This is a genomic window from Bacillus sp. RC240 (assembly GCF_044907945.1).
Lineage (GTDB): Bacteria > Bacillota > Bacilli > Bacillales > Bacillaceae_G > Bacillus_A > Bacillus_A mycoides.
On record NZ_JBIYCT010000004.1, the window covers coordinates 376202 to 397391 of the forward strand.

General features: G+C 34.3%; 23 protein-coding genes. 18 read left to right on the forward strand and 5 right to left on the reverse strand.

The features are described from left to right. Window positions 1-23: 23 nt before the first annotated feature. From ABH955_RS16995 to bcbE, 7 genes are all read left to right on the forward strand, one after another. Window positions 24-1865 carry an IucA/IucC family protein gene (locus ABH955_RS16995; protein WP_404454941.1) on the forward strand — a complete coding sequence of 614 codons (1842 nt, stop codon included), beginning with the start codon at window positions 24-26 and terminating at the stop codon, window positions 1863-1865. Next, window positions 1852-3090, forward strand: a complete 1239-nt coding sequence (locus ABH955_RS17000) for an AMP-binding protein (protein ID WP_404454944.1) — start codon at window positions 1852-1854, stop codon at window positions 3088-3090. Before ABH955_RS16995 ends, ABH955_RS17000 begins: the two co-directional genes overlap by 14 nt. Further along, the gene (gene asbD / locus ABH955_RS17005; RefSeq protein WP_242308669.1) at window positions 3087-3362 is read left to right on the forward strand and encodes a petrobactin biosynthesis protein AsbD; all 276 of its coding nucleotides are present in this window, start codon (window positions 3087-3089) and stop codon (window positions 3360-3362) included. Before ABH955_RS17000 ends, asbD begins: the two co-directional genes overlap by 4 nt. A gap of 22 nt (window positions 3363-3384) precedes the next feature. Then, complete coding sequence (locus ABH955_RS17010; protein ID WP_219302051.1) at window positions 3385-4389, forward strand: DUF6005 family protein; 1005 nt, start codon at window positions 3385-3387, stop codon at window positions 4387-4389. A gap of 14 nt (window positions 4390-4403) precedes the next feature. Further along, the gene (locus tag ABH955_RS17015; protein WP_113938254.1) at window positions 4404-5246 is read left to right on the forward strand and encodes a sugar phosphate isomerase/epimerase family protein; all 843 of its coding nucleotides are present in this window, start codon (window positions 4404-4406) and stop codon (window positions 5244-5246) included. Between the two features lie 121 nt (window positions 5247-5367). Then, window positions 5368-5574 (forward strand): alpha/beta-type small acid-soluble spore protein, encoded by a 207-nt coding sequence (locus ABH955_RS17020; RefSeq protein WP_000113539.1) that lies wholly within the window; start codon window positions 5368-5370, stop codon window positions 5572-5574. 217 nt (window positions 5575-5791) lie between these two features. Further along, entirely contained in the window at window positions 5792-7042 is a 1251-nt protein-coding gene (gene bcbE, locus ABH955_RS17025; RefSeq protein ID WP_404455368.1) for a bacillibactin exporter BcbE, read from the forward strand. Between the two features lie 48 nt (window positions 7043-7090). On the opposite strand, the gene ABH955_RS17030 is transcribed toward bcbE, so the two are convergent. Further along, on the reverse strand, window positions 7091-7708 hold the full coding sequence (locus ABH955_RS17030; protein ID WP_002031419.1) for a LysE/ArgO family amino acid transporter: 618 nt from the start codon (window positions 7706-7708) through the stop codon (window positions 7091-7093). Window positions 7709-7830: 122 nt separating this feature from the next. On the opposite strand from ABH955_RS17030, the gene ABH955_RS17035 reads away from it, so the two are divergent. Together ABH955_RS17035 and ABH955_RS17040 are read left to right on the forward strand one after the other, a co-directional pair. Next, a complete protein-coding gene (locus ABH955_RS17035; protein ID WP_404454948.1) occupies window positions 7831-9273 on the forward strand; it encodes an aminotransferase-like domain-containing protein in 1443 nt (480 codons plus the stop codon). Between the two features lie 12 nt (window positions 9274-9285). Further along, on the forward strand, window positions 9286-9453 hold the full coding sequence (locus tag ABH955_RS17040) for a DUF3933 family protein (protein WP_002012388.1): 168 nt from the start codon (window positions 9286-9288) through the stop codon (window positions 9451-9453). A gap of 103 nt (window positions 9454-9556) precedes the next feature. On the opposite strand, the gene ABH955_RS17045 is transcribed toward ABH955_RS17040, so the two are convergent. Both ABH955_RS17045 and ABH955_RS17050 read right to left on the reverse strand, forming a co-directional pair. Then, window positions 9557-10522 (reverse strand): patatin-like phospholipase family protein, encoded by a 966-nt coding sequence (locus ABH955_RS17045; protein ID WP_113938257.1) that lies wholly within the window; start codon window positions 10520-10522, stop codon window positions 9557-9559. Between the two features lie 82 nt (window positions 10523-10604). Then, window positions 10605-10766 carry a YjcZ family sporulation protein gene (locus tag ABH955_RS17050; protein WP_002012392.1) on the reverse strand — a complete coding sequence of 54 codons (162 nt, stop codon included), beginning with the start codon at window positions 10764-10766 and terminating at the stop codon, window positions 10605-10607. Between the two features lie 224 nt (window positions 10767-10990). On the opposite strand from ABH955_RS17050, the gene ABH955_RS17055 reads away from it, so the two are divergent. From ABH955_RS17055 to ABH955_RS17070, 4 genes are all read left to right on the forward strand, one after another. Continuing rightward, on the forward strand, window positions 10991-11743 hold the full coding sequence (locus ABH955_RS17055; protein ID WP_404443278.1) for a YwqG family protein: 753 nt from the start codon (window positions 10991-10993) through the stop codon (window positions 11741-11743). Window positions 11744-11890: 147 nt separating this feature from the next. Continuing rightward, window positions 11891-13051 (forward strand): transglutaminase domain-containing protein, encoded by a 1161-nt coding sequence (locus ABH955_RS17060; RefSeq protein ID WP_404443275.1) that lies wholly within the window; start codon window positions 11891-11893, stop codon window positions 13049-13051. A 108-nt stretch (window positions 13052-13159) separates the two neighbouring features. After that, window positions 13160-13360, forward strand: coding sequence for a DUF4083 domain-containing protein (locus ABH955_RS17065; protein WP_002141377.1), 201 nt, complete (start codon window positions 13160-13162; stop codon window positions 13358-13360). A gap of 27 nt (window positions 13361-13387) precedes the next feature. Then, window positions 13388-13849, forward strand: a complete 462-nt coding sequence (locus tag ABH955_RS17070; RefSeq protein ID WP_404443272.1) for an NUDIX hydrolase — start codon at window positions 13388-13390, stop codon at window positions 13847-13849. Between the two features lie 44 nt (window positions 13850-13893). On the opposite strand, the gene nadE is transcribed toward ABH955_RS17070, so the two are convergent. Beyond that, the gene (gene nadE, locus ABH955_RS17075) at window positions 13894-14712 is read right to left on the reverse strand and encodes an ammonia-dependent NAD(+) synthetase (protein ID WP_215556074.1); all 819 of its coding nucleotides are present in this window, start codon (window positions 14710-14712) and stop codon (window positions 13894-13896) included. Window positions 14713-14976: 264 nt separating this feature from the next. On the opposite strand from nadE, the gene ABH955_RS17080 reads away from it, so the two are divergent. The 3 genes from ABH955_RS17080 to ABH955_RS17090 all read left to right on the forward strand — a co-directional run bounded on the left by ABH955_RS17080 (window position 14977) and on the right by ABH955_RS17090 (window position 18551). Beyond that, a complete protein-coding gene (locus tag ABH955_RS17080) occupies window positions 14977-16857 on the forward strand; it encodes an ABC transporter permease (protein ID WP_404443268.1) in 1881 nt (626 codons plus the stop codon). 119 nt (window positions 16858-16976) lie between these two features. Beyond that, window positions 16977-17264, forward strand: coding sequence for an AbrB/MazE/SpoVT family DNA-binding domain-containing protein (locus ABH955_RS17085; RefSeq protein WP_002012401.1), 288 nt, complete (start codon window positions 16977-16979; stop codon window positions 17262-17264). A 336-nt stretch (window positions 17265-17600) separates the two neighbouring features. Next, complete coding sequence (locus tag ABH955_RS17090) at window positions 17601-18551, forward strand: serine protease (protein WP_404443264.1); 951 nt, start codon at window positions 17601-17603, stop codon at window positions 18549-18551. A 40-nt stretch (window positions 18552-18591) separates the two neighbouring features. On the opposite strand, the gene ABH955_RS17095 is transcribed toward ABH955_RS17090, so the two are convergent. Next, window positions 18592-18900, reverse strand: a complete 309-nt coding sequence (locus ABH955_RS17095) for an ArsR/SmtB family transcription factor (RefSeq protein WP_016102179.1) — start codon at window positions 18898-18900, stop codon at window positions 18592-18594. Between the two features lie 107 nt (window positions 18901-19007). On the opposite strand from ABH955_RS17095, the gene ABH955_RS17100 reads away from it, so the two are divergent. Together ABH955_RS17100 and ABH955_RS17105 are read left to right on the forward strand one after the other, a co-directional pair. Continuing rightward, window positions 19008-19943: an aldo/keto reductase gene (locus ABH955_RS17100; RefSeq protein ID WP_404443260.1), complete on the forward strand. Its 936-nt coding sequence runs from the start codon at window positions 19008-19010 to the stop codon at window positions 19941-19943. Between the two features lie 49 nt (window positions 19944-19992). Then, window positions 19993-21138, forward strand: coding sequence for an MFS transporter (locus ABH955_RS17105; protein ID WP_404491392.1), 1146 nt, complete (start codon window positions 19993-19995; stop codon window positions 21136-21138). Window positions 21139-21190 lie beyond the last annotated feature (52 nt).

Genomic DNA, 21190 nt, shown 5'->3' on the forward strand with positions numbered 1-21190 from the left:
TCCGTATTATAGCGGAGGGATTTATGAAAGAAGAAGTTTATCACATAAAAATATTGAAGGCACTCCAATCAAAAGAGTACATTTCAGTAAGAAGAAGAGTATTCCGGCAATTAGTAGAATCGTTAATTTATGAAGAAATCATTACGCCGATTCGTATACAAAAGGGAGAGCAAATACTTTTTATTATACAAGGTCTTGATGAAAAGGATCAAAATGTAATGTACCAATGCTATGGGCAAGAACGTATGACATTTGGGCGTATTTGTTTACATGACTCATTAATAATGAGAGTTCAAGATGAGGAAGAAGAAATACAATCAGTTTCACAATTTTTACAGGAGATTTTTCGGATTGTTCAAGTGGATCGAACGAAATTGGATTCTTTTATTCAAGAATTAGAACAAACAATCTTTAAAGATACGATTGCACAATATGAGAGAAGTTGTGAAGAAGACTATCTTGCGAAATCTTATGATGAGCTTGAAAGTCATTTAATAGATGGACACCCGTATCATCCTAGTTATAAAGCACGCATCGGGTTTCAATATCGTGATAATTTTCAATATGGATTTGAATTTATGCAACCAATGAAAATTATATGGATTGCAGTTCATGAGAAATATACGACTGTAGGATATGAAAGTGAAGAGAGTTATAACTGTACCTTTAAAGAAGAAATTGGTGAAAAGAAAATCGAAGAGTATATGGATCGTATTCGAACAATGGACTGTGATTCGAAGAAGTACATGTTTATACCTGTTCATCCTTGGCAGTGGGAGAACTTTATTATTCCGAATTATACTGACCATATACAGGATAAATATATTATTTATTTAGGGAAATCAGAAGATGATTATTGCGCGCAGCAGTCGATGCGGACATTAAGAAATGTTACGAATCGAGAGAAACCATATGTAAAGTTATCAATGAATTTACTCAATACTTCAACTATCCGTACATTAAAACCACATTCGGTTGTGAGTGCACCTGCTATATCGAATTGGTTAAAAGATATAGTAAATCATGACCCTTATTTAAGGGATGAATCGCGTTTAATTTTGTTAAATGAATTTTCGAGTGTTACGTACGATGCGAATAAAAAAGCTACGTATGGCTCATTAGGATGTATTTGGCGCGAAAGCGTTCACAAATATTTAGATAAGAAAGAAGAGGCAATCCCATTTAACGGTTTATATGCCAAGGGAAAAGATGGGACACCAACTATTGATTTGTGGTTAAAGAGATATGGAGTAGAAAGCTGGTTACAATTGCTTATTCAAAAAGCAATTATCCCAGTTGTACACCTCGTTGTAGAGCATGGAGTCGCATTAGAATCACATGGACAAAACATGATTTTAGTTCATGAAGAGGGAATACCAGTCCGTATTGCACTAAAAGATTTTCATGAAGGACTGGAGTTTTATCGTCCATTTTTGAAAGAACTCGAAAAATGTCCTGACTTTACTAAAATGCATAAAACATATGCGAATGGTCAAATGAATGATTTCTTTGAAATGGACCGTATTGAATGTTTACAAGAAATGGTTTTAGATGCGCTTTTCCTATTCAATCTAGGTGAACTGGCTTTCGTGCTGGCAGATGAGTATCAGTTGAAAGAGGAACAATTTTGGATCATTCTTGTTGAAGAAATAGAAGATCATTTTGAAAGATTTTCGCATTCGAAAGAACGTTTTGAAGCATTACAATTATATGCACCTACATTTCATGCAGAGCAATTAACGAAGCGTCGTTTATATATGGATGTGGAATCGCTTGTTCATGAAGTTCCAAATCCATTGTATAGAGCAAAGCAACTTACAATACAAAAATCAGTTGTTACAGGGGGAAATCATGCTAATCGTTAATAAACAAGAATTTAGCAAATATGATTTTGAATTGAGATTACAAGGTTACGAGGGAGTGGAACAATTTCAAGAAGCAGAAGGAAATAGATTTGCACTTTGTCTGAAAGATCCATTCGATATTATTACGCTTGTGTTTTTCCTAAAAGAAAAAAGAGCATCTGTACTACTTATTCATGAAGATACGCCAAAGGATACAGCTATTGAAATGGCAAAGCGCGCAAAGTGTACTGCACTTTTATACGGAGAAAGTAACGACTTTACAAAATTAGAAGTTCCAAATCTATTACAAGAAGAACCGTCTTTATTGCAGTATAGTTCAGGTACAACAGGAGAGCCAAAACTGATTCGTAGAGCATGGACGGAAATTGAAACAGAAATTGCCGCTTACAATGAAGCTTTAAAATGTGAAGAAGACGAAGTGCCAATTGTAATGGCTCCAGTTTCACATTCATACGGATTAATTTGTGGCACGTTATCAGCAATTACGAGAGGTAGTAAGCCTATAATCATTACAAATAAAAACCCTAAATTCGCATTAAATATAGTTCGTAATACCGAAAAACATATCATATACGCAGTACCACTTATGTTACATATTATGGGGAGTTTTCCACAAGGGACTTTTCAGTTTCATAAAATTATGACATCAGGATCACCTTTGCCAGAAACGGTATTTTATAAGTTAAAGGGCATGACGAAATACATGATGCAGCAGTACGGCTGTTCTGAAGCTGGTTGCATTAGTATATGTCATGCTATGGAAACACATTTGGATTTAGGAAAACCACTTCCTCATGTAAGTATTAACATAGGTTCAAATGAAGATGAACCTGAAGAAATCGTAGTGAAAATTGCTGAAAAGGAGATTTATACAAAAGATTTAGGTTATAGATCTGAGCAAGGCCTTCATTTCATGGGGCGAATAGATGATGTTATTAATGTGTCCGGTCTAAAGGTATTTCCTATAGAAGTGGAAGAAACGATGCTTCGATTAGAAGGTATTCAGGAGGCAATTGTATACCGGGGCAAGCATCCTGTGATGGGAGAAATAGTAAAAGCGAAAGTAGTCTCTCGTATTGAACCAGTACAAATAAGAGAATGGTGCATACAGCATTTACCGTCTTATAAAGTGCCACATGAAATTGAAAATGTAGCAGAGATTCCGAAAAATAAAACAGGGAAAGTAAGTCGGAAGTTATTAGAGATGGGAGAGATAACAACATGAGTCGTGAAATGTTAAAAGAAGCAGTTTTAAGTATTATGAGAGAAAAAATGGAACTGAAAAATGTAACACATTTAGAAGAAACGATGCGTTTAAATCAAGATTTATATATAGATTCGGTAATGATGTTACAGCTTATTGTATACATTGAAATGGAATTAAAGTTATGTGTTCCAGAAGATGAGATAGATCCAAAGGCGTTTCTTACAGTAGGATCTTTGCTTGACTTTATGGAAGAGTTAAAGCCGTTACAAGCAGTAAATATGAATAATTAAATTTGAGAAAGTGGATGAGAGTATGACTTCAATTAAAGTTCACTGTTTAGTGAGTTGTTTTTGTGAAATTATAAAAAGGCGTAGTGATATAGATTTCCGTCCATTTTATTTCGGATTATGGGATGGAGACTTTGATATAACAGAAGGCGGGATTATTTCTTATCATTCCGAAAACATTAACCATGACAATTACTTGCTTTGGTATGAAAAATTGTATGGGATAAAAGTGAACGAATGGTACGATCATTCAAAAGATAAAAGTAGCAATGTAGAAACATTTTTAGAATTAGTAGAAAATAAGCCGGAAAATCGTTACGTAATTGTAATGGTTGATATGTCTTTATTGCCTGAGAGAGAAAATAAGTTTCATCAAAAACCGTTTCCGCATTACTTAATGATATCGAAGACAGAGAAAGAAGATGAATGGTTCATGCTTGATCCTGATTTTCGCTGGGAAGGGAATATGGAAAGAGAAAAAGTGCTCCATTCTGTTAAAGACAACCCATTTGGTGGAGGCTATTTCATTGATATAGAAGGAATTCAGGAGCCAACACAAGAGATGGTAGAAAGTTATTTCATGGAAACATTCAAAAAAGATGATAATGAACTAACAATGGAATTAAAAAAATTAATAATAAAAATGGTAAATGAAGAGGGTGGGTATTCACTTTCCGGGCTCGTAACGGCAGTAAAGCAAATACCCGTATTGGCAATACGTAAATATAGCTATGAACATGCCTTTGCATACTTCCGTGAAACTTTACAATATTCGGAGCAAGAATTTGATTATTGGTGTGATCGAGTGGAAGACATTGTACAAGGATTTACAAATGTACAGTACCGTGCTATTAAAATGGCAATGACAAATAATAAAGATATGTTATTACCAATTGTTGAAAAACTTGATGAAATGAATACAATTGAACTGCAAATCAAGGATGAACTAGAGAAACAGTTTCTGTTATGGAAAGAAATTACAACAAATCAGTCTTTCTTAACTAATACAAGTTCATTGAATTTAAGATAAGGGAGTTCAAACCAATGAAATATTCGCTATGTACAATTTCATTTCGCCATCAACTAATTTCATTTACTGATATTGTTCAATTTGCATATGAAAACGGTTTTGAAGGAATTGAGTTGTGGGGGACCCATGCACAAAATTTATATATACAAGAGCGTGAAACGACAGAACGAGAAATAGATTATTTAAAGGATAAAAATTTAGAAGTTACGATGATAAGTGATTACTTGGACATATCATTATTAGCGGATTTTCAAAAAACGATGGAAAAATGTGAACAGCTGGTAACACTAGCTAATTGGTTTAATACAAATAAAATTCGTACGTTTGCCGGGCAAAAAGGTAGTGAGGATTTCTCGGAACAAGAGAGAAAAGAGTATGTGAAGCGAATTCGCATGATTTGTGATCTATTTGCTCCGCATAATATGTATATACTATTAGAAACACATCCAAATACGTTAACGGATACTTTGCCGTCTACTTTGAAATTGTTAGAAGAAGTAAATCATCCATATTTAAAAATAAACCTTGATTTTCTTCATATATGGGAGTCTGGTGCAGACCCTGTAGATAGTTTTCATCGATTAAAGCCGTGGATACAACATTACCATTTTAAGAATATATCATCAGCGGAGTATTTACACGTGTTTGAACCAAATAATGTATATGCCGCTGCTGGAAGTCGTATAGGAATGGTTCCATTATTTGAAGGTATTGTAAACTATGATGAAATCATCCGGGAAGTGAGAGATACTGATCATTTTGCTTCGCTTGAATGGTTTGGGCATAATGCGAAAGATATATTGAAAGAAGAAATGAAAGCATTAACGAATAGAAAATTAGAAGTAGTAAGTTCATAAGGTGAAATGATGAAAGAGTCTCGTTTAGGAGACTTTTTTTTATTTTATCAATAACCAAAAATTACCATGTATTTAATTTCGGATTTGATACAGTTTAATATATATAAGGAGGTGATCGGTAATGGCTAGAAATCGTAACGCTAATCAATTAGCATCACATGGAGCACAAGCAGCTCTAGATCAAATGAAATATGAAATTGCACAAGAGTTTGGTGTACAGCTTGGAGCTGATACTTCTTCACGTGCAAACGGTTCTGTAGGCGGTGAAATTACAAAACGCCTTGTAGCGATGGCAGAACAACAGCTTGGTGGCGGATATACTCGCTAAATGTAGAAGGTTATAGGAGAAAGGAAGGATTCTTCCTTTCTTTTTTATTTTCAATTAATTGGTATGGATATATTGTGAACAGGATTCAAAGAATAGGAGTAATGCTATATTTTACCCAATTTCTTTTGTTGTAAATGGAAAGTAGTAAAGATGAAATAGCCCTGGTGGAATGTAAACATAATTTCCAGCAGGGCTATTATATGGTAAGAAATATATGATGAAAGGTTCCGAAATCAACATGTTAAAAAAAGAAAACTGTTGTTTAATTGCACTTGCATCAGTTCCACTTGTTATGACGCTAGGTAATTCAATGCTTATTCCAATCCTGCCAACCATTGAAAAGAAATTACATATTTCATCTTTCCAAGTATCCATGATAATTACAATTTATTCTATCATTGCAATTATACTTATACCGATTGCTGGTTATTTATCAGATAGATGGGGACGAAAGATGGTAATGGTTCCAAGTTTATTAATTGCAGCTATTGGAGGAGCGATAACGGGATGGGTATCATGGAAAGTTGATAACCCTTACGTTTGGATTCTTATCGGAAGAGCAATTCAAGGGATAGGTGCTGCTGGTGCTATGCCAGTTGTCATACCATGTGTCGGTGATTTATACAAAGATGAAAAACAGGTTAGTGCAGGTTTAGGAATCATTGAGACGTCAAATACATTTGGAAAAGTATTGAGTCCCATATTAGGATCAGCTCTTGCAGCTATTGTATGGTTCTTACCATTTTGGGCGATTCCAGTTTTATGTGTAATATCGATTGTTTTACTACTGGTACTAGTAAAGGCGAAGAAACAAGAAGAAGAAGTCCCACCACTTAAAGAATTTATTCAATCTATTATCTCTACGTTTCGAGAAAAGGGAAGATGGTTAATTGCCATTTTTATACTAGGTGCAATTATTATGCTTATTTTATTCGGAATACTTTTTTATCTGTCAACTATACTGGAGTCGAAGTACGATATTCATGGTATATGGAAAGGGTGTGTACTCGCTATTCCTTTACTTGTACTATCACTTAGCTCATATATGGCTGGTAAAAAAATTGGAGATAAACAAGATATTATGAAAAAGTGTATCTATATTGGATTTTTACTGGCTGCTGCATCTGTCTTCTTACCTTTATTTCTAAAAGGAATCTATTTGCTACTTCTTTGTCTCGTTATTATGGGGGGAGGAATTGGTATGGTGTTACCATGTCTAGATGCTCTTATTACACAAGGGATTGAAAAAGAGCAGAGGGGGACAGTTACGTCATTTTATAGTTCAATGCGATTTATCGGTGTAGCAGCTGGACCACCCCTGTATTCTTTTTTTATGAAAGGGGCAGACCATGAAGTGTTTTATTTAACGAGCATCTTCGCTGCTATTGGTGCTGTCATAGCAATTATTTGGATTAAACCAACAAAAGATAAAATGATGTTAAAACAGAAACCGGAACCAACTTCATAATGCGAAAGAGAATTGCATGCCAATTACATAACATGCAATTCTCTTTAATTAGTTAGGAAAAACAACTTGTTTTAACATATAAAGTGCGACTCCCCATATGATTAGCCCTGAAATTTTATTTAATACTATAATCGTTTTTCCTGTCGAGTCAAATCCTTTTAGAAATTTTCCAGCAAAAGCTAAACTAATAAACCAGATCCAAGAAACTATAATTGTTGCAAAAGTGAAAGCCCATTTCTCACTTCCTATGTACTGTATAGAGTTTGTTCCGATTACACCAATTGTGTCTAAAATTGCGTGTGGATTTAGTAATGAAACTGATGCGGCGAAAATAATTTGATTTTTTAAAGGCATGCTTTTTTCTTGTTTTACATCATTTGAAGGATCGCTTCTCCAAATAACCCAGCCCATATACATAAGAAAGAAAAATCCAATCATATACAAGGTGGTTGTTAACCAAGAGAAAGTTAAGAGGACAAGAGAGACACCTTGTACAGCAATTAATATTAATAATGTATCACATATAGATGCAGTCAAGACTACAGGAGCAGCTCGCCAAATATTTGGTTGACTAGCGCCTTGGTTAAAGACGAAAACATTTTGGACACCTAATGGAATGATAAGACCAAATGCAAGGATGATACCGTGAATAATTGCTTCACTCATCAGATTACCTCCTACTTAATTTGATTAATTATGATAGTCTATATTGTATAGAAGAAATGAAAATTTGTATCCATCCATATGGTTGGATAGGTGACCAACCATAAAATATGTGAGGTGAGATAATGGAAAGGCTCGTTTGGAAACCTAATATGTCTTCATCTATTCCTTTGTATAAACAAATAGAATCTTATATAAAAGAGAGAATTGTTAATGGGGAATGGACAATTGGAACTAAATTACCTTCACAAAGAGCTTTGGCGCATGCGTTTGAAGTGAACCGAAGTACAATTGTAATGGCTTTCGATGAGTTAATAGCAAAAGGTTATATTGAGGGGAATGGACGGAAGGGAACAATTGTTATAAAAAATAGTGAGAATACTTCAACATATGCCCCGCCTCCAAACTGGCAGTCTTACGTAGAAACAGGACTTCATTATCCGAATCTTCCTGCTGTACAAGAGATTAATCAAGCTGAATTTACTCCCAATGTAATTCGATTAGGAACAGGTGAACTTTCACCGAGTCTCTTGCCTGAGAAAAAGATGAAGGGTATTATTAATAAAATTTTACAATCAAATGTTCCACTTGGGTATGAGGAACCGAAAGGAAATCTCCATTTAAGAGAAAAAATTGCGGAATATTTAAAAGGGCATGGGGTATATGTATCTCCTGACTCTATTTTAATTGTTTCAGGGGCAATTCAAGCATTGCAGCTTATTTCTATGGGGCTTCTTCCGAAAGGAGCGTCAATTTTATTAGAAAAACCATCATATTTATATTCGCTTAATGTATTTCAATCAGCAGGAATGCGCTTGATTGGAATACCAATGGATGAGAATGGTATAAATACTTCATACATTACAAAATATAAGAAACAATTTAACGCATCTATTTTATATACAATCCCATCTTTTCATAATCCGACCAATTTTAGTATGAACGCTAAGAAGAGGGAAGAAGTGATGGAGATATGTAATGAAATTGGATTACCTATTATTGAGGACGCGGTATATCAAGATTTATGGTTCGATGCACCAGTTTCAAAGCCTTTAAAGGCATATGATAAAAATGGTATCGTGCTACATATTGGAAGTATGTCCAAAGTCATTAGTCCTGGTTTAAGAATTGGGTGGGTTGTTGGATCAGAATCAGTTATTCAAAGATTAGCAGATATAAAAATGCAAACTGATTATGGTTCAAGTTCTATATCCCAGCAGATTGCAGCGGAGTGGTTTGAAAATAGATTGTATGATGAACATTTACAGTTTGTAAGAAGTGCATTGAAAAAACGTAGAGATTTTATGATAAGTATGTTAGAAAAGTATTGTAGTGGCATTGCAACTTGGCATGAGCCAGTAGGAAGCTTTTACATTTGGCTACATATAAATCTACCAATTTCGAATCGTAGTTTATTTGAAAAAGCTTTACAAGAAAAGGTGTTGTTAAACCCAGGCACTTTGTATGATAGAAGTGCTAACCAATTTTTACGTCTTTCTTATTCCTATGCAACTGTAGAAGAAATTGAAGTTGGAATAAAAAAGATTGCGCAATTAATTAAAGGGTAAAAGGAGAAAAACATGAAACAATATGTGATTTGCCAAATTATCGATGGGGATAAATATTTAGCTGCTTATGCGGAGACAAAACAGGATGCAGTTGAAAAAGCAGAACTGTTAGGATTAAGAACCGGAAACCGTTACATAGTAATTACCGCGGAAGAAGCTGAAGGGTTAACTTATCCTTAAGCAATGTGTGGTATGTAGGAGATAAATAAGCCTAGTAATATATGAAATTACTAGGCTTATTTACTATTAAAGCGTCAAGTCTTCTCGTATGAAAATAAAAGTATTATGAGTCAAGTTGACGGAAAAATCGATTCGTTTTTCGATCCTGATTTCCGTCTCTATATTCATCAACATATTGTCTGAAGTTCCAAGATTGTAAAAACTTATTTGCGGAGTTATAACCAGAATTGTACAGCCATTCTTTTTCTTCTTTCGTTAACTCAAAATTTGTACTTGTAATTGTCCCTGTAGGAATTGTAATTGTTCTTGCTTTTGATTCTTTATCTAAATGCCGTAAATCATGAGCTTGCATCATTGTTTTAAATAGTCCTTTGAACATGGAAATAGGTTCTTTATAATGGGCAGGATCAGCTTGAATTTCATCTTTTACAAAATGAAATCCAAAAGTCGGCCAGCGAGGAGAGGTAGGGGAGTCGAAAATCCAAATTGGGTAATTACTTAAAATCCCGCCATCAACCATATAACAAGGCTGCTTCCATTTTGGTGTTCTCCATTTTACTGGCTCAAAGAAGAAAGGGATTGTACTACTCATTCTTACTGCCTTAGCGATTGAGAAGCGATAATTTAAAAATCCGTAGTTTGGTAAGTCATCGGGGAAGACAACCATTTTACCGTTGCTTATATCAGAAGCTATAATTTTGAGTTTGTTTAAATCAGGTAGATCTGTAAATAAGTGAACGCCCTTTTTTCGCAGTAATTCTTCAAGCCACTCTTCTATAAATACATTGGAATAAATACCTAGAGTAGACCATGCACTTATTCCTTTACCGATAAACGGGATTCTATCAAGAAAAGTTTTCTTCATAAATTTATTATAATCAATGTCGGTTATTATTGTTTTTAATTCGGAACAAGAATATCCAGCTGCTAAAAGCGCTGCGATAATTGAACCAGCTGATGTTCCAGCTACGCGCTCCCATTCATATCCTTTTTCGGCTAACGCGCAAATTGCCCCCACATGCGCAATTCCGCGTACACCGCCTCCTTCAAAAACACCATCAATTTTCATTGAACATACTTCCTTTCTAAAAAATGAAAATGGAAAAAAAGCACGTATTGTACGTGCTTTTTTACAATAGTTTTTAAGTTTACTAGCAGCCTACAAAGCCGCCCCAACAGCTAGCCCCGATGATGATTAGAAGGATAAATAAAACGATTAATAAAGCGAAACCTCCATAACCACAACCGCCACCACAACTACCGCCGTAACCGTAACCACCGCCGTAACCGCCGCAACTATATCCGTAACCCATGTGGAATTCCTCCTTAAATTAAAAATAAAAATGAACGAGGGGAAAATGTACTGGAAGAAATAAAGAACTATCGTGTTTGTAGGAACAATGTATACTATGCTTTTTTAAACTTGTTCGCGTACGAGGGATAAGCCCGTTTTTTGGAGGGCTTGTTGAATTTACAATGAATGAAGTATAATCTTTGTGCTATGATACAAATAAGTATGTAAATGTAAGGAGAATTTATGGAACAGAAAATTGAAATATTAATTGATAAATATGAACTAACATATTTGAAACAGGAGCTTATTAATACTGTATTTCCTTGTGTAAAAGTTGTGCCAAAACAACAGGAAATAATTGCGATAGGCAGTTCGAAAATGGGCGGAGTTCCTGATTTGCCAAATACATTTGAATATCCAACATACAAAGAGAATCCGTTACGTTTTATCGCACAATTTAATTTAAGTGATTTACAAAACGTTGGTATGGATCACAATCTTCCTAAGACAGGGATGTTATATTTCTTTAGTATTGAAAATTACTTTGAAGAAGATGTGGATCCAACCGAAGCTGGACGTGTAATTTATTATGATATCCCTGTAGAGCAATTACGTAGAGCAGATGAAATACAAGCGAAATATAACCAGTGTGCAATTACTTTTGAACTGACGTATAAATTACCGGAGCTTTTCATTGAAGATGAGGCGGATTCAGATCGTTTCTTGCAATTACTTGAAGAGCTAATCCCAGACAACTATGATAATCATCAAATGTTTGGAGAACCATTCTCTGTACAAGATGAGGTATTGTACGAGACTGGACAATATATGGGGATAGATCCACAGCATATGACGCTCTTATTCCAAATTGATTCAGATACTAAAAATTGTAATATGATGTGGGGAGATTTAGGGATGCTTTATTTCTGTATTGGAAATGAAGACTTGAAAAATCGCCATTTTGAAAATACATGCTGTGTGTTGCAAACTTGCTAAAAAAAGGGTTGTTCTTTTTCTAAAAGAACAACCCTTTTAAAAATGTTAAATATGCATAATCTCATATGACCTATTTTGAAAAGTATTGTATACTCTGAAACTATACGATACTTTTTTGTATAGTTATAGAATGTAAGGAGTGACAAGATGGGAAAGACAAGTAAGTATGTGACAGCTGCCGCACTTTGTTCAACTATAGTAATGGGAGGCTTACAGGCGTCAGCTGTATCTTATGCGGCTACGAATCCGACTACAGTGACAACACAATCAGATGCAGAGTTGTTAAATGATTTCAGAAAAGAATTAAAAAAACAGATTGATAATAGAGAAGAAAATATTACAATCACATATAAAACAAAAGATAGAAATGCTAGAAATATTATGGACCAATTGTATGGCGAGTTTAATAAAATTGTAGATGCTGATGAGTATGTAAAATATAATGTAGCGTCTACTAAATATTCTATAAAAGGGATGCCAGGGAATTATACATTTACATTACAAGTGAAGTATCGTGAATCAAAAGAGCAAACACAGTATGTAAAGTCTCAGGCGAAAGCAATTGTAAATTCTATTATTAAACAAGGCATGGATGAACATGAAAAAGTGAAAGCTATTCATGATTATGTTGTGAAAGAAGTATCATATGATACTTCTTATCAAGCATATACAGCGTATGAAGCGTTAGCGAATCGTTCTGCCGTTTGCCAAGGATATACATTGTTAACATATCAATTACTAAAAGAAGCAGGTATTCAAAATCATATTGTAACAGGTACAGGGAATGGACAAGCTCACGCATGGAATTTAGTGAACATTGATAACAAGTGGTACCACCTTGACACTACATTCGATGATCCAGTTCCTGATAAAGCTGGGCGCGTAACATATTCATATTTTAATATGTCTGATGAACAATTAAGCAAGGACCATGAATGGGATCGTAGTGAATATCCAGCGGCAACTACAAGCTACTTCAACGAATTAACAAGCAAAATAAAAGCCGGTAGTTCAAAAACTGCTGTATATGAACAAATGTTAAATGAAACAAATTTAAAGTATTTATCTGCACAATACGGAGCGGAAAATTACAATGAGTTTAAGAAAAAATTACAGCAACAATTTGCTTCCAAGCCAGAAAAAGTAGAAGTACGATATAAGCAGTCAATGGATGGAACGATGCAAGATATAAAGAAAGTACTAGATGAAATAGCTTGGCCAAAAGGTGCAAAGCGTGTATCTTATCAAGTTGCGCCATATAGTGCAATGGCAGGTTATTCATTAGCGACAATTACATTTACGTATTAATGAAAAAGAGCATCTTTAAAAGGTGCTCTTTTTGCGTTTGATTATAATTCTAGTGACTATTTAGAATTATGTGATAAAATAATTGAAAATAGAGGATGTGATAGCTGAATGAATTTGTTCGAAAATAATATATTTGCATTGATATATTTTTGTCTAGTAATCGGACTTATCGTTTTGTTTTTTGTATCATTTACTCTGTTCATTAAAAGATTATTGCAAAACAACACTATGAAAAAACAACATGTGATTAATATGAATCAGAAGTTAGATCGGATTATTGAATTGCTTGAAAAAGATAAAAAAGAATAATGGAAGATGGATAAAAAGGAGAAGCAGATGGCGAATTATATAAAGGAATTACGTGAAAAAATAGGGCATGATTATGTTATTTTGAATTTTGCAGGAGGTTGTGTATTTAATGAATTTGGTGAAGTGCTTCTGCAAAAAAGAGGAGACTTTAATGCCTGGGGATTTCCAGGCGGTGCAATGGAAATCGGGGAATCTGCGGCAGAAACTGCGATTCGAGAAATAAAAGAAGAAACAGGATATGATGTGGAAATTGATGAGCTCATTGGTGTGTATACGAAATATTTTCAAACATATCCGAATGGAGATCAGGCACAGGCAATTGTAATATTCTTTAAGTTTTCAATCGTTGGAGGGAATACAAAAATAGACGGTGATGAAACGTTAGATTTGCAGTTTTTCCCTTTAGACAAAATGCCGCCATTGTTTAATAAACAACATGAAGATTGCTTGCAGGATTTATTAGAGAAAAGAGTAGGGGTATATCGTTAACGTATAAAAAAGAAGCTAAATGAGATTAGCTTCTTTTTTATGTTCTATTTCCACCAATCATCAAACATTGATGCTGGTACTTGTCTTTTATGTTCACTCACTTTGTAACGCTTCTCGATCTTTTCAGCAACGTCAGCTGGAACGGATTTACCTTCTAAATAGTCATCTAATTGATCGTAAGTAATGCCTAGCTCTGTTTCATCAGCTTGACCTGGTTTTTCATCTAATAAATCAGCTGTTGGCATTTTTAAGTAAAGTCGCTCGTCTGCACCTAATTCTTGTAATAAATCACGTCCTTGGCGTTTCGTTAATCCCGTTAATGGTAATAAATCTGCACCGCCATCTCCGAATTTTGTGAAGAAACCTGTTACAGCTTCAGCAGCATGATCAGTTCCGATAACGAGTAGTCCTTGTTGTCCGCCGATTGCGTATTGTGTAACCATGCGAATGCGTGCTTTTACGTTTCCTTTATTGAAATCTGTTAATGATTCACCTAATAAGTTTTCGTATTGATTTGAGAAGGCATCAACTGTTGAAGCGATATCAAAAGCAACAGACTGATCAGCTTGAATAAATTGTAATGCTAATTGTGCATCATCTTCATCTTTTTGTACTTTGTATGGAAGACGTACGGAGATAAACGTTGCGTTACCACCTTCATTACGAACTTCTTCGACTGCAAGCTGTGCTAAACGTCCTGCTAGTGTAGAGTCTTGTCCGCCGCTAATTCCAAGTACAAATCCTTTTGCACCTGTAGTTTTTAAATAATCTTTTAAGAAATCAATTCGTTTACGAATTTCTACTTTCGGATCAATTACAGGCTGAACATGTAATGATTTCATAATTTGTTCTTGTAATGTCATTATGTTTTCCTCCTATTCATATTAAAGCGGTAAATAAGTTTATATGTATATTGGTACATACTTCTATCCTTTATTATTTCGCAAAACTAACGAATATACAATAGGATGCGTGTATGAATGTAGTCATTATAATGAAACTGTTTTATATAAGCAATTGTTTAAAACCTTTCAATAATGTAAGGTTTTTGTCATTTGAATCGATGGAAGTTATTTCCGTACTTTACTAATATAAAAGCATAGTTAGTAGAAGGGCGGAGAAGTAGTATGAACATTAGAGAACTCGCATTTCGAAATGTAACGCGAAATAGACGAACATACTCAGCTTATTTTTTGAGTAGTGCATTTGCAATTATGGCCTTTTTTGTGTATTCATTTTTTGCGTTCCATCCAGCATTAAGTGCGGGAGAATTAGGACGGTACGTATTCGTAAGTATGTCTTTTGCGCAGTCCATTATTTACTTATTTACATTTTTCTTTATTTTATATTCAATGGGAATGTTTTTGAAAACGAGAAAGCGTGAACTAGGAATTTTAATGATGCTAGGTATGACGAAATATCAATTAAAGCGTCTTATCTTCTTTGAAAATATCATGATTGGAATAGGGGCAATAATTTTTGGGATTCTTTCAGGTATGTTGTTTTCAGGAATATTAATATTTGTAGCTCCGATGATATTAAAACTAGATATCTCTTTATCCTATTACATACCGATGAAAGCGATTGTTGTAACGAGTATTATGTTTTTCGTATTATTTATGATCATTTCATTGTTTAGTGCAGGAATGGTTCGTAAAAATAAAATTATGAAATTGTTTAGAGGATCAGCAGAGGCGAAGCCAGAACCGAAGGCATCTATAATTTCTTCTATATTAGCAGTAGTATTGCTTAGTGCTGGTTATGCAGGAGCTCTTATGTCACATGGTGCAATGGTATTTATAATGATGATTCCTGTTACAACGGTAGTCATTATTGGTACGTATTTGCTGTACAAGCAGTTGAGCGTCTTTATTATTAGACTATGTAAAAAAAGTAAACGTTTCTATTGGACACAGACAAATATTATTACTTTGTCAGATTTAGCATACCGTATGAGAGATAACGCAAGAATGTTCTTTATTGTAACGATTATTTCAACAGTAGCATTTTCAGCAATAGGTACATTGGTTGGGTTTGCTTCGATGACGAAAGAAATTATGGACAGACCAATTGCGTTTCACTATCAGTCTAAGCAAGGTAATAGCAATGAGCCACAGCATCTGAAAATCATTGACGAAGGATTAAAGAAACATAATATAGCAGCCTCAAAAATAAATATTTCATCGAAGAAAACGGAGGAGCAGTCGTTAAGAAGCGCCATTTTTATAAAAGAATCAGATTATAAAGAATATGCAAAGTTAACAGGAGAACCATTTAATACTGTATCAAATAAAGAGGCTTTATTTTTGTCAGTCGAAATACCCGGACCACCGATGAAAGAAAGAAAAGAAATTACTTTACCAAATATGAATGAACCTTTAAATGTGAAAAAAGTTAATACTTCTTCATTGAGTAAAATACTAAGAGGTAATGTGTATGTAATCTCTAAAAATCAATATGATTCATTACAAGAGGGATTTAAAGAAGAAAAAGATTATATGTATAAAACACAATCCGCGAAAGATGAAATTGAGGTTGGTAAAGAGCTTACGAATCAGATTAAGCCTTATCAAGAACATTCAACGTTTAGTGCAGAAGAGTACGATCAAAATCAAAGTCTACAAATCGCAGGACCCATTTTATTTGTAGGTTTCTTTATTGGTATTGTATTTTTCGTTTGTGCAGGAAGCTTCCTTTACTTCCGTTTATTTTCAGATTTGGAGGACGATACTCGTTTATTTGAAATGATTCGAAAAGTTGGATTGACGAGAGGGGAATTATCGAAAGTAGTCACAATCCGCTTAGCGCTTTTATTCTTCGTTCCAGTTGGAGTTGCAACATTACACGGGGCAGTAGCATTAACTGCGTTAGGACAAATGTTTGAGTACTCACTGTTTAAAGAAAATACAATTGTATTAAGTATTTTCGTAGGTATTCAAGTTGTATACTTCTTAATTATACGATCGCGTTATTTAAAACAATTGAAAGAAAGATTGAATATTCGTTAAATGTGTTTTTTTAACTTTTGTACTATATTTTCTAAAAAGAGTAAGGCATTACCAAATATATAGTGATAGAATAAAAATAGCGAGGTGAAAAAAATAATAGAGAGTAAGGGGGGAGTAACATGAAAGCAACAGGAATTATTCGAAAAGTAGATGAATTGGGACGGATAGTTATTCCTAAAGAATTACGGGATGTATTAGGAATACAAATCAAATCACCACTTGAAATTTTTGTAGAAGAAGACAAAGTCATTTTACAAAAATATCAACCATACAATGCTTGTCAAATAACAGGTGATGTTTCAGATCAAAATATTTCATTAGCAAATGGAAACATTACTGTTAGTATAGAAGGCGCAAAACATGTAATAAAAGAAATTGAGCAGTTTTTGAACAAGAGTAAGATTTAGTCTTAATTTATCCCGCTATTTGTGGGCAGTAAAACTCCCACCTCAAAACTCGGCTGAAGCAAAGAAGTTAGGTGGGAGATCAATTGCCCGTAAACGCCCGATTGGTGAGGGCTAATAATCAGTGGGGGATGAACACCCCCCACTGATTATAGTTTCACTTTATATTATTCTTTTGAAAAACTGAAAAAGAAAAGGACCATTTAATGGGTCCTTTTCTTTTGTTTATTGAGAAACATTTGAGAGGAAGGGAAATGGAACGAATAAAACGAATGTTAAATCTAAACGCATTCAATAGTGGTCTGAAATGAAAATAATATATTTTCAGGAGGGATTACGATGAATAGTAGTACAGCGAATAAACAAAAAGGCATTAAATTAATTCCGTTTACTGTAAATAAAGTGGTTGAACAAGTAAATGAAATTCCACCAGGTGTACAATTGATTCATGCTCCGCAAGTATGGGAAAAGAGCGCGAAAGGAAAAGACATTGTCGTTGCTGTTTTAGATACAGGTTGTGATGTAAATCATGTAGATTTAAAAGATCGTATTATTGGTGGGAGAAATTTCACGAAAGATTATGAAGGAAATCCCAATATTTATCTTGATAATAATGGGCATGGTACTCATGTAGCGGGGACAATTGCAGCGACTGAAAATGAAGTGGGTGTTTTAGGAGTCGCACCACTTGCTAAAATGTTAGTTTTAAAAGTATTAGCTGGAGACGGTTCTGGAAGTTATGAGCAAATTATTGAGGCCATTCATTATGCTGTAAATTGGAGAGGACCGAATAAAGAGAAAGTGAGAATTATTTCAATGTCACTTGGTGGTCCGCAAGATGTACCAGAGTTACATGAAGCTATTCAAAATGCGGTAAAACAAGACGTACTTGTCGTGTGCGCTGCAGGAAATGATGGAGATTGTAACGATGATACTGAAGAATTAGATTTTCCAGGTGCTTATTCTGAAGTAATTGAAGTAGGTGCTGTTAATTTAGAGCGGAAAATTTCATGCTTTAGTAATTCAAATCAAGAAATTGATTTAGTAGCGCCGGGTGATGAAATACTGTCTACGTATCCAGAGGGGAAATATGCGGTATTAAGTGGTACTTCAATGGCGACGCCGCATGTCGCTGGGGCGTTAGCACTTCTCATTAAGCAGTGTGAGAGAGAGTACGGTAGAAAATTATCAGAGCCGGAAATATACGCGCAACTTATAAAAAGGACTGTACCTTTAGGGTATGAACGTACATCTGAAGGGAATGGATTAATAGATTTATTAAAAGAATAGTAATTACTAAAAAACATCTCATATTTATATGAGATGTTTTTTAGTATGGTTCTGTCGCATGTATTACAACATCTAATAAACCAGGGAATCGAGCATTTAAATCATCTTCACGAATTGAAATGAAACGTTGCGTTCCCTCAAGTCGTGTAAACATAACACCAGATTCACGTAAAACTTTGAAATGATGAGATAAAGTTGATTTTGCAATTGGAATGTTTAACGCGCCACAAGATTGTTCATTTTTCTCTAGTAGCATAGTTACAATTTGTAAACGAATTTGATCGCTAAGTGCATATAAGACAGAAGAGAATTGAATTTCTTCTCGATTTGGATGATAGAGAGTACGCATTTTTTCACCTGCTTGTATAAGTTAATATATTTGCACTATAACATATAAAGTGGTATATTTCTATTGTTTGAATATAATCGAACAATAGAAATATAGGGGGATAAAAAATGAAGTATACAAAATTGCAAAAGGCAGGACTAAATATTTCGAAGTTGGGGTTAGGAACAAACGCTGTTGGGGGACATAATTTATATGCTGATGTGAATGAGGAAGAAGGAAAAAGATTAATAGAAGAAGCAATTCAGCAAGGGATTACATTTTTTGATACAGCAGATTCATACGGTTTCGGTAGATCAGAGGAATTGGTAGGAGAAGTATTAAAAGGAAAACGCCACGAGTTTGTACTTGCTACAAAAGGTGGAATTCAGCCATTATTAAATGGAGAGGTTCATATTAATAATGAACCAAGCTATTTAAGAAATGCTGTGGAAAATAGCTTAAGAAGATTACAAACTGATTATATTGATTTATATTATTTACATTTTACAAATCCTGAAACAAGTTACATAGATTCAATTGGAGAACTTACTCGCCTAAAAGAAGAGGGGAAAATTCGTTCAATTGGAATATCTAACGTAAATGTAGAGAAATTAAAAGAAGCGAATCAGCACGGACATATAGATGTTGTACAATCACCGTATAATATGTTGGATCGTGCTGCTGGGGAAGAACTTTTGCCATATTGTATAGAATCAGGTATTTCATTTATACCGTACGGGCCTCTTGCTTTTGGGATACTAGGCGGTAAATATACAGAAGATTTTAAATTAAACGAAGGCGATTGGCGTCAAAGTGTAAATCTATTTGAAGAAAATACATATAAAAATAACTTTAAAAAAGTTGAGATGTTAAAAGATTTAGCTAAAGAAATGAATCTTGAAGTATCACATTTAGCTTTAGCGTGGCTATTAAATAAAAAAGGAATTGATACTGTTATTCCTGGTGGGAAACGAGCGAAGCAAATAAGCGAAAGTGTAAGAGCAGTGGATGTTTCATTGAATGAAAAAGTTATGAAAGAGATTGAATCTATTTTAGAAGATTAGTTGAAAAGAGGGATAGTGCCCTCTTTTTATATAAAAGGAGAAGGTTTAAATGAAAAGAGTGTTAGCTGTATTCTTTACGATAATGTTTATGATTGGTACAGATACTTTCTTAATTTCACCACTTTTGCCGACATTACAACAGGTGTATCATGTATCAACTGAATTATCAGGATGGATGGTGAGTTCATATGCTTTAGGATACGCTGGATTTGCGCTTATCGCTGGTCCTATATCAGATGGCTTAAACAGAAAAAAAGTGATGGTATTAGGAATGAGTTTTTTTGCATTAAGTACATTTTTGTGTGGAATGGCACCGAGTTTTTTATGGATGCTAACATTTAGATTTTTAGCAGGTGTAAGTGCAGCTTTTGTATCTCCACAAGTATGGGCATCTATTCCGTTCCTTATAGAGAAGAAGCAAATTGTAAAAGCAATTGGAATTGCAACAGCAGGGTTATCAATCTCCCAAATTTTAGGACTGCCAATTGGAGCATATTTAGCAACGATACATTATACAACACCATTCTTCGTCATTGGTATATTATCAGCACTACTTGTCGTTCTTATGTATGTTACATTACCAGAAATACAACCAGTTCAAATAGGTGGAAATGAAAAAAATATATTAAAGCGCTATAAGCAATTACTTAGAGATTCAAAGGTTTCACTTTCTTATTTTGCAGCATTTTCATTCTTTGGTGTGTGGCTCTCCAGTCAATTTGGCTTACAAGTTCATGAAGTAGGTACAGCTATGCTCGTATTAGGATTAGGAAATTTAACCGGTAACATTTTAGGGCCGAGAATCGTAAATAAAATTGGTTATAACCTTTCTTTCTATGGTGGAATTGTATTTACAGCAGTGCAATATGTCATACTTCCTCATTTAAAGAACATTATATTTGTAGAGTTATTTTTCTTTGTTTTATTTTTTATGACAGGAATTTTGTTTGTATTGATGATGGGGCGCTTACAAAATATGTCTAGTATAGCAAGAGGAACAGGAGCCGCTCTTGCTAATGCTTCTATGTATATTGGCCAAATGATTGGAGCGGCAATAGCAGGAATGTTATTTGCAGCATCTCACAATTTTATACTTGTAGGTAGTTTTACTGCGTTACTATATATAGGAGCTTTATTTTTGTTTAGAAAAAGTGAAAAGCTTAATGAAGATAGTGAAACAGGAATTGCATCATAAAGCCTTTAAAAATAAATCGGGGAAATCCAAAAAACAAAAAATCCCTAAAGAG

Excerpts from the sequence above, each read along its gene's own strand:
- ABH955_RS16995 (WP_404454941.1), top strand. The coding sequence starts at position 24 with ATGAAAGAAGAAGTTTATCACATAAAAATATTGAAGGCACTCCAATCA.
- ABH955_RS17000 (WP_404454944.1), top strand. The coding sequence starts at position 1,852 with ATGCTAATCGTTAATAAACAAGAATTTAGCAAATATGATTTTGAATTG.
- asbD (WP_242308669.1), top strand. The coding sequence starts at position 3,087 with ATGAGTCGTGAAATGTTAAAAGAAGCAGTTTTAAGTATTATGAGAGAA.
- ABH955_RS17010 (WP_219302051.1), top strand. The coding sequence starts at position 3,385 with ATGACTTCAATTAAAGTTCACTGTTTAGTGAGTTGTTTTTGTGAAATT.
- ABH955_RS17015 (WP_113938254.1), top strand. The coding sequence starts at position 4,404 with ATGAAATATTCGCTATGTACAATTTCATTTCGCCATCAACTAATTTCA.
- ABH955_RS17020 (WP_000113539.1), top strand. The coding sequence starts at position 5,368 with ATGGCTAGAAATCGTAACGCTAATCAATTAGCATCACATGGAGCACAA.
- bcbE (WP_404455368.1), top strand. The coding sequence starts at position 5,792 with ATGAAAGGTTCCGAAATCAACATGTTAAAAAAAGAAAACTGTTGTTTA.
- ABH955_RS17030 (WP_002031419.1), bottom strand. The coding sequence starts at position 7,708 with ATGAGTGAAGCAATTATTCACGGTATCATCCTTGCATTTGGTCTTATC.
- ABH955_RS17035 (WP_404454948.1), top strand. The coding sequence starts at position 7,831 with ATGGAAAGGCTCGTTTGGAAACCTAATATGTCTTCATCTATTCCTTTG.
- ABH955_RS17040 (WP_002012388.1), top strand. The coding sequence starts at position 9,286 with ATGAAACAATATGTGATTTGCCAAATTATCGATGGGGATAAATATTTA.
- ABH955_RS17045 (WP_113938257.1), bottom strand. The coding sequence starts at position 10,522 with ATGAAAATTGATGGTGTTTTTGAAGGAGGCGGTGTACGCGGAATTGCG.
- ABH955_RS17050 (WP_002012392.1), bottom strand. The coding sequence starts at position 10,766 with ATGGGTTACGGATATAGTTGCGGCGGTTACGGCGGTGGTTACGGTTAC.
- ABH955_RS17055 (WP_404443278.1), top strand. The coding sequence starts at position 10,991 with ATGGAACAGAAAATTGAAATATTAATTGATAAATATGAACTAACATAT.
- ABH955_RS17060 (WP_404443275.1), top strand. The coding sequence starts at position 11,891 with ATGGGAAAGACAAGTAAGTATGTGACAGCTGCCGCACTTTGTTCAACT.
- ABH955_RS17065 (WP_002141377.1), top strand. The coding sequence starts at position 13,160 with ATGAATTTGTTCGAAAATAATATATTTGCATTGATATATTTTTGTCTA.
- ABH955_RS17070 (WP_404443272.1), top strand. The coding sequence starts at position 13,388 with ATGGCGAATTATATAAAGGAATTACGTGAAAAAATAGGGCATGATTAT.
- nadE (WP_215556074.1), bottom strand. The coding sequence starts at position 14,712 with ATGACATTACAAGAACAAATTATGAAATCATTACATGTTCAGCCTGTA.
- ABH955_RS17080 (WP_404443268.1), top strand. The coding sequence starts at position 14,977 with ATGAACATTAGAGAACTCGCATTTCGAAATGTAACGCGAAATAGACGA.
- ABH955_RS17085 (WP_002012401.1), top strand. The coding sequence starts at position 16,977 with ATGAAAGCAACAGGAATTATTCGAAAAGTAGATGAATTGGGACGGATA.
- ABH955_RS17090 (WP_404443264.1), top strand. The coding sequence starts at position 17,601 with ATGAATAGTAGTACAGCGAATAAACAAAAAGGCATTAAATTAATTCCG.
- ABH955_RS17095 (WP_016102179.1), bottom strand. The coding sequence starts at position 18,900 with ATGCGTACTCTCTATCATCCAAATCGAGAAGAAATTCAATTCTCTTCT.
- ABH955_RS17100 (WP_404443260.1), top strand. The coding sequence starts at position 19,008 with ATGAAGTATACAAAATTGCAAAAGGCAGGACTAAATATTTCGAAGTTG.
- ABH955_RS17105 (WP_404491392.1), top strand. The coding sequence starts at position 19,993 with ATGAAAAGAGTGTTAGCTGTATTCTTTACGATAATGTTTATGATTGGT.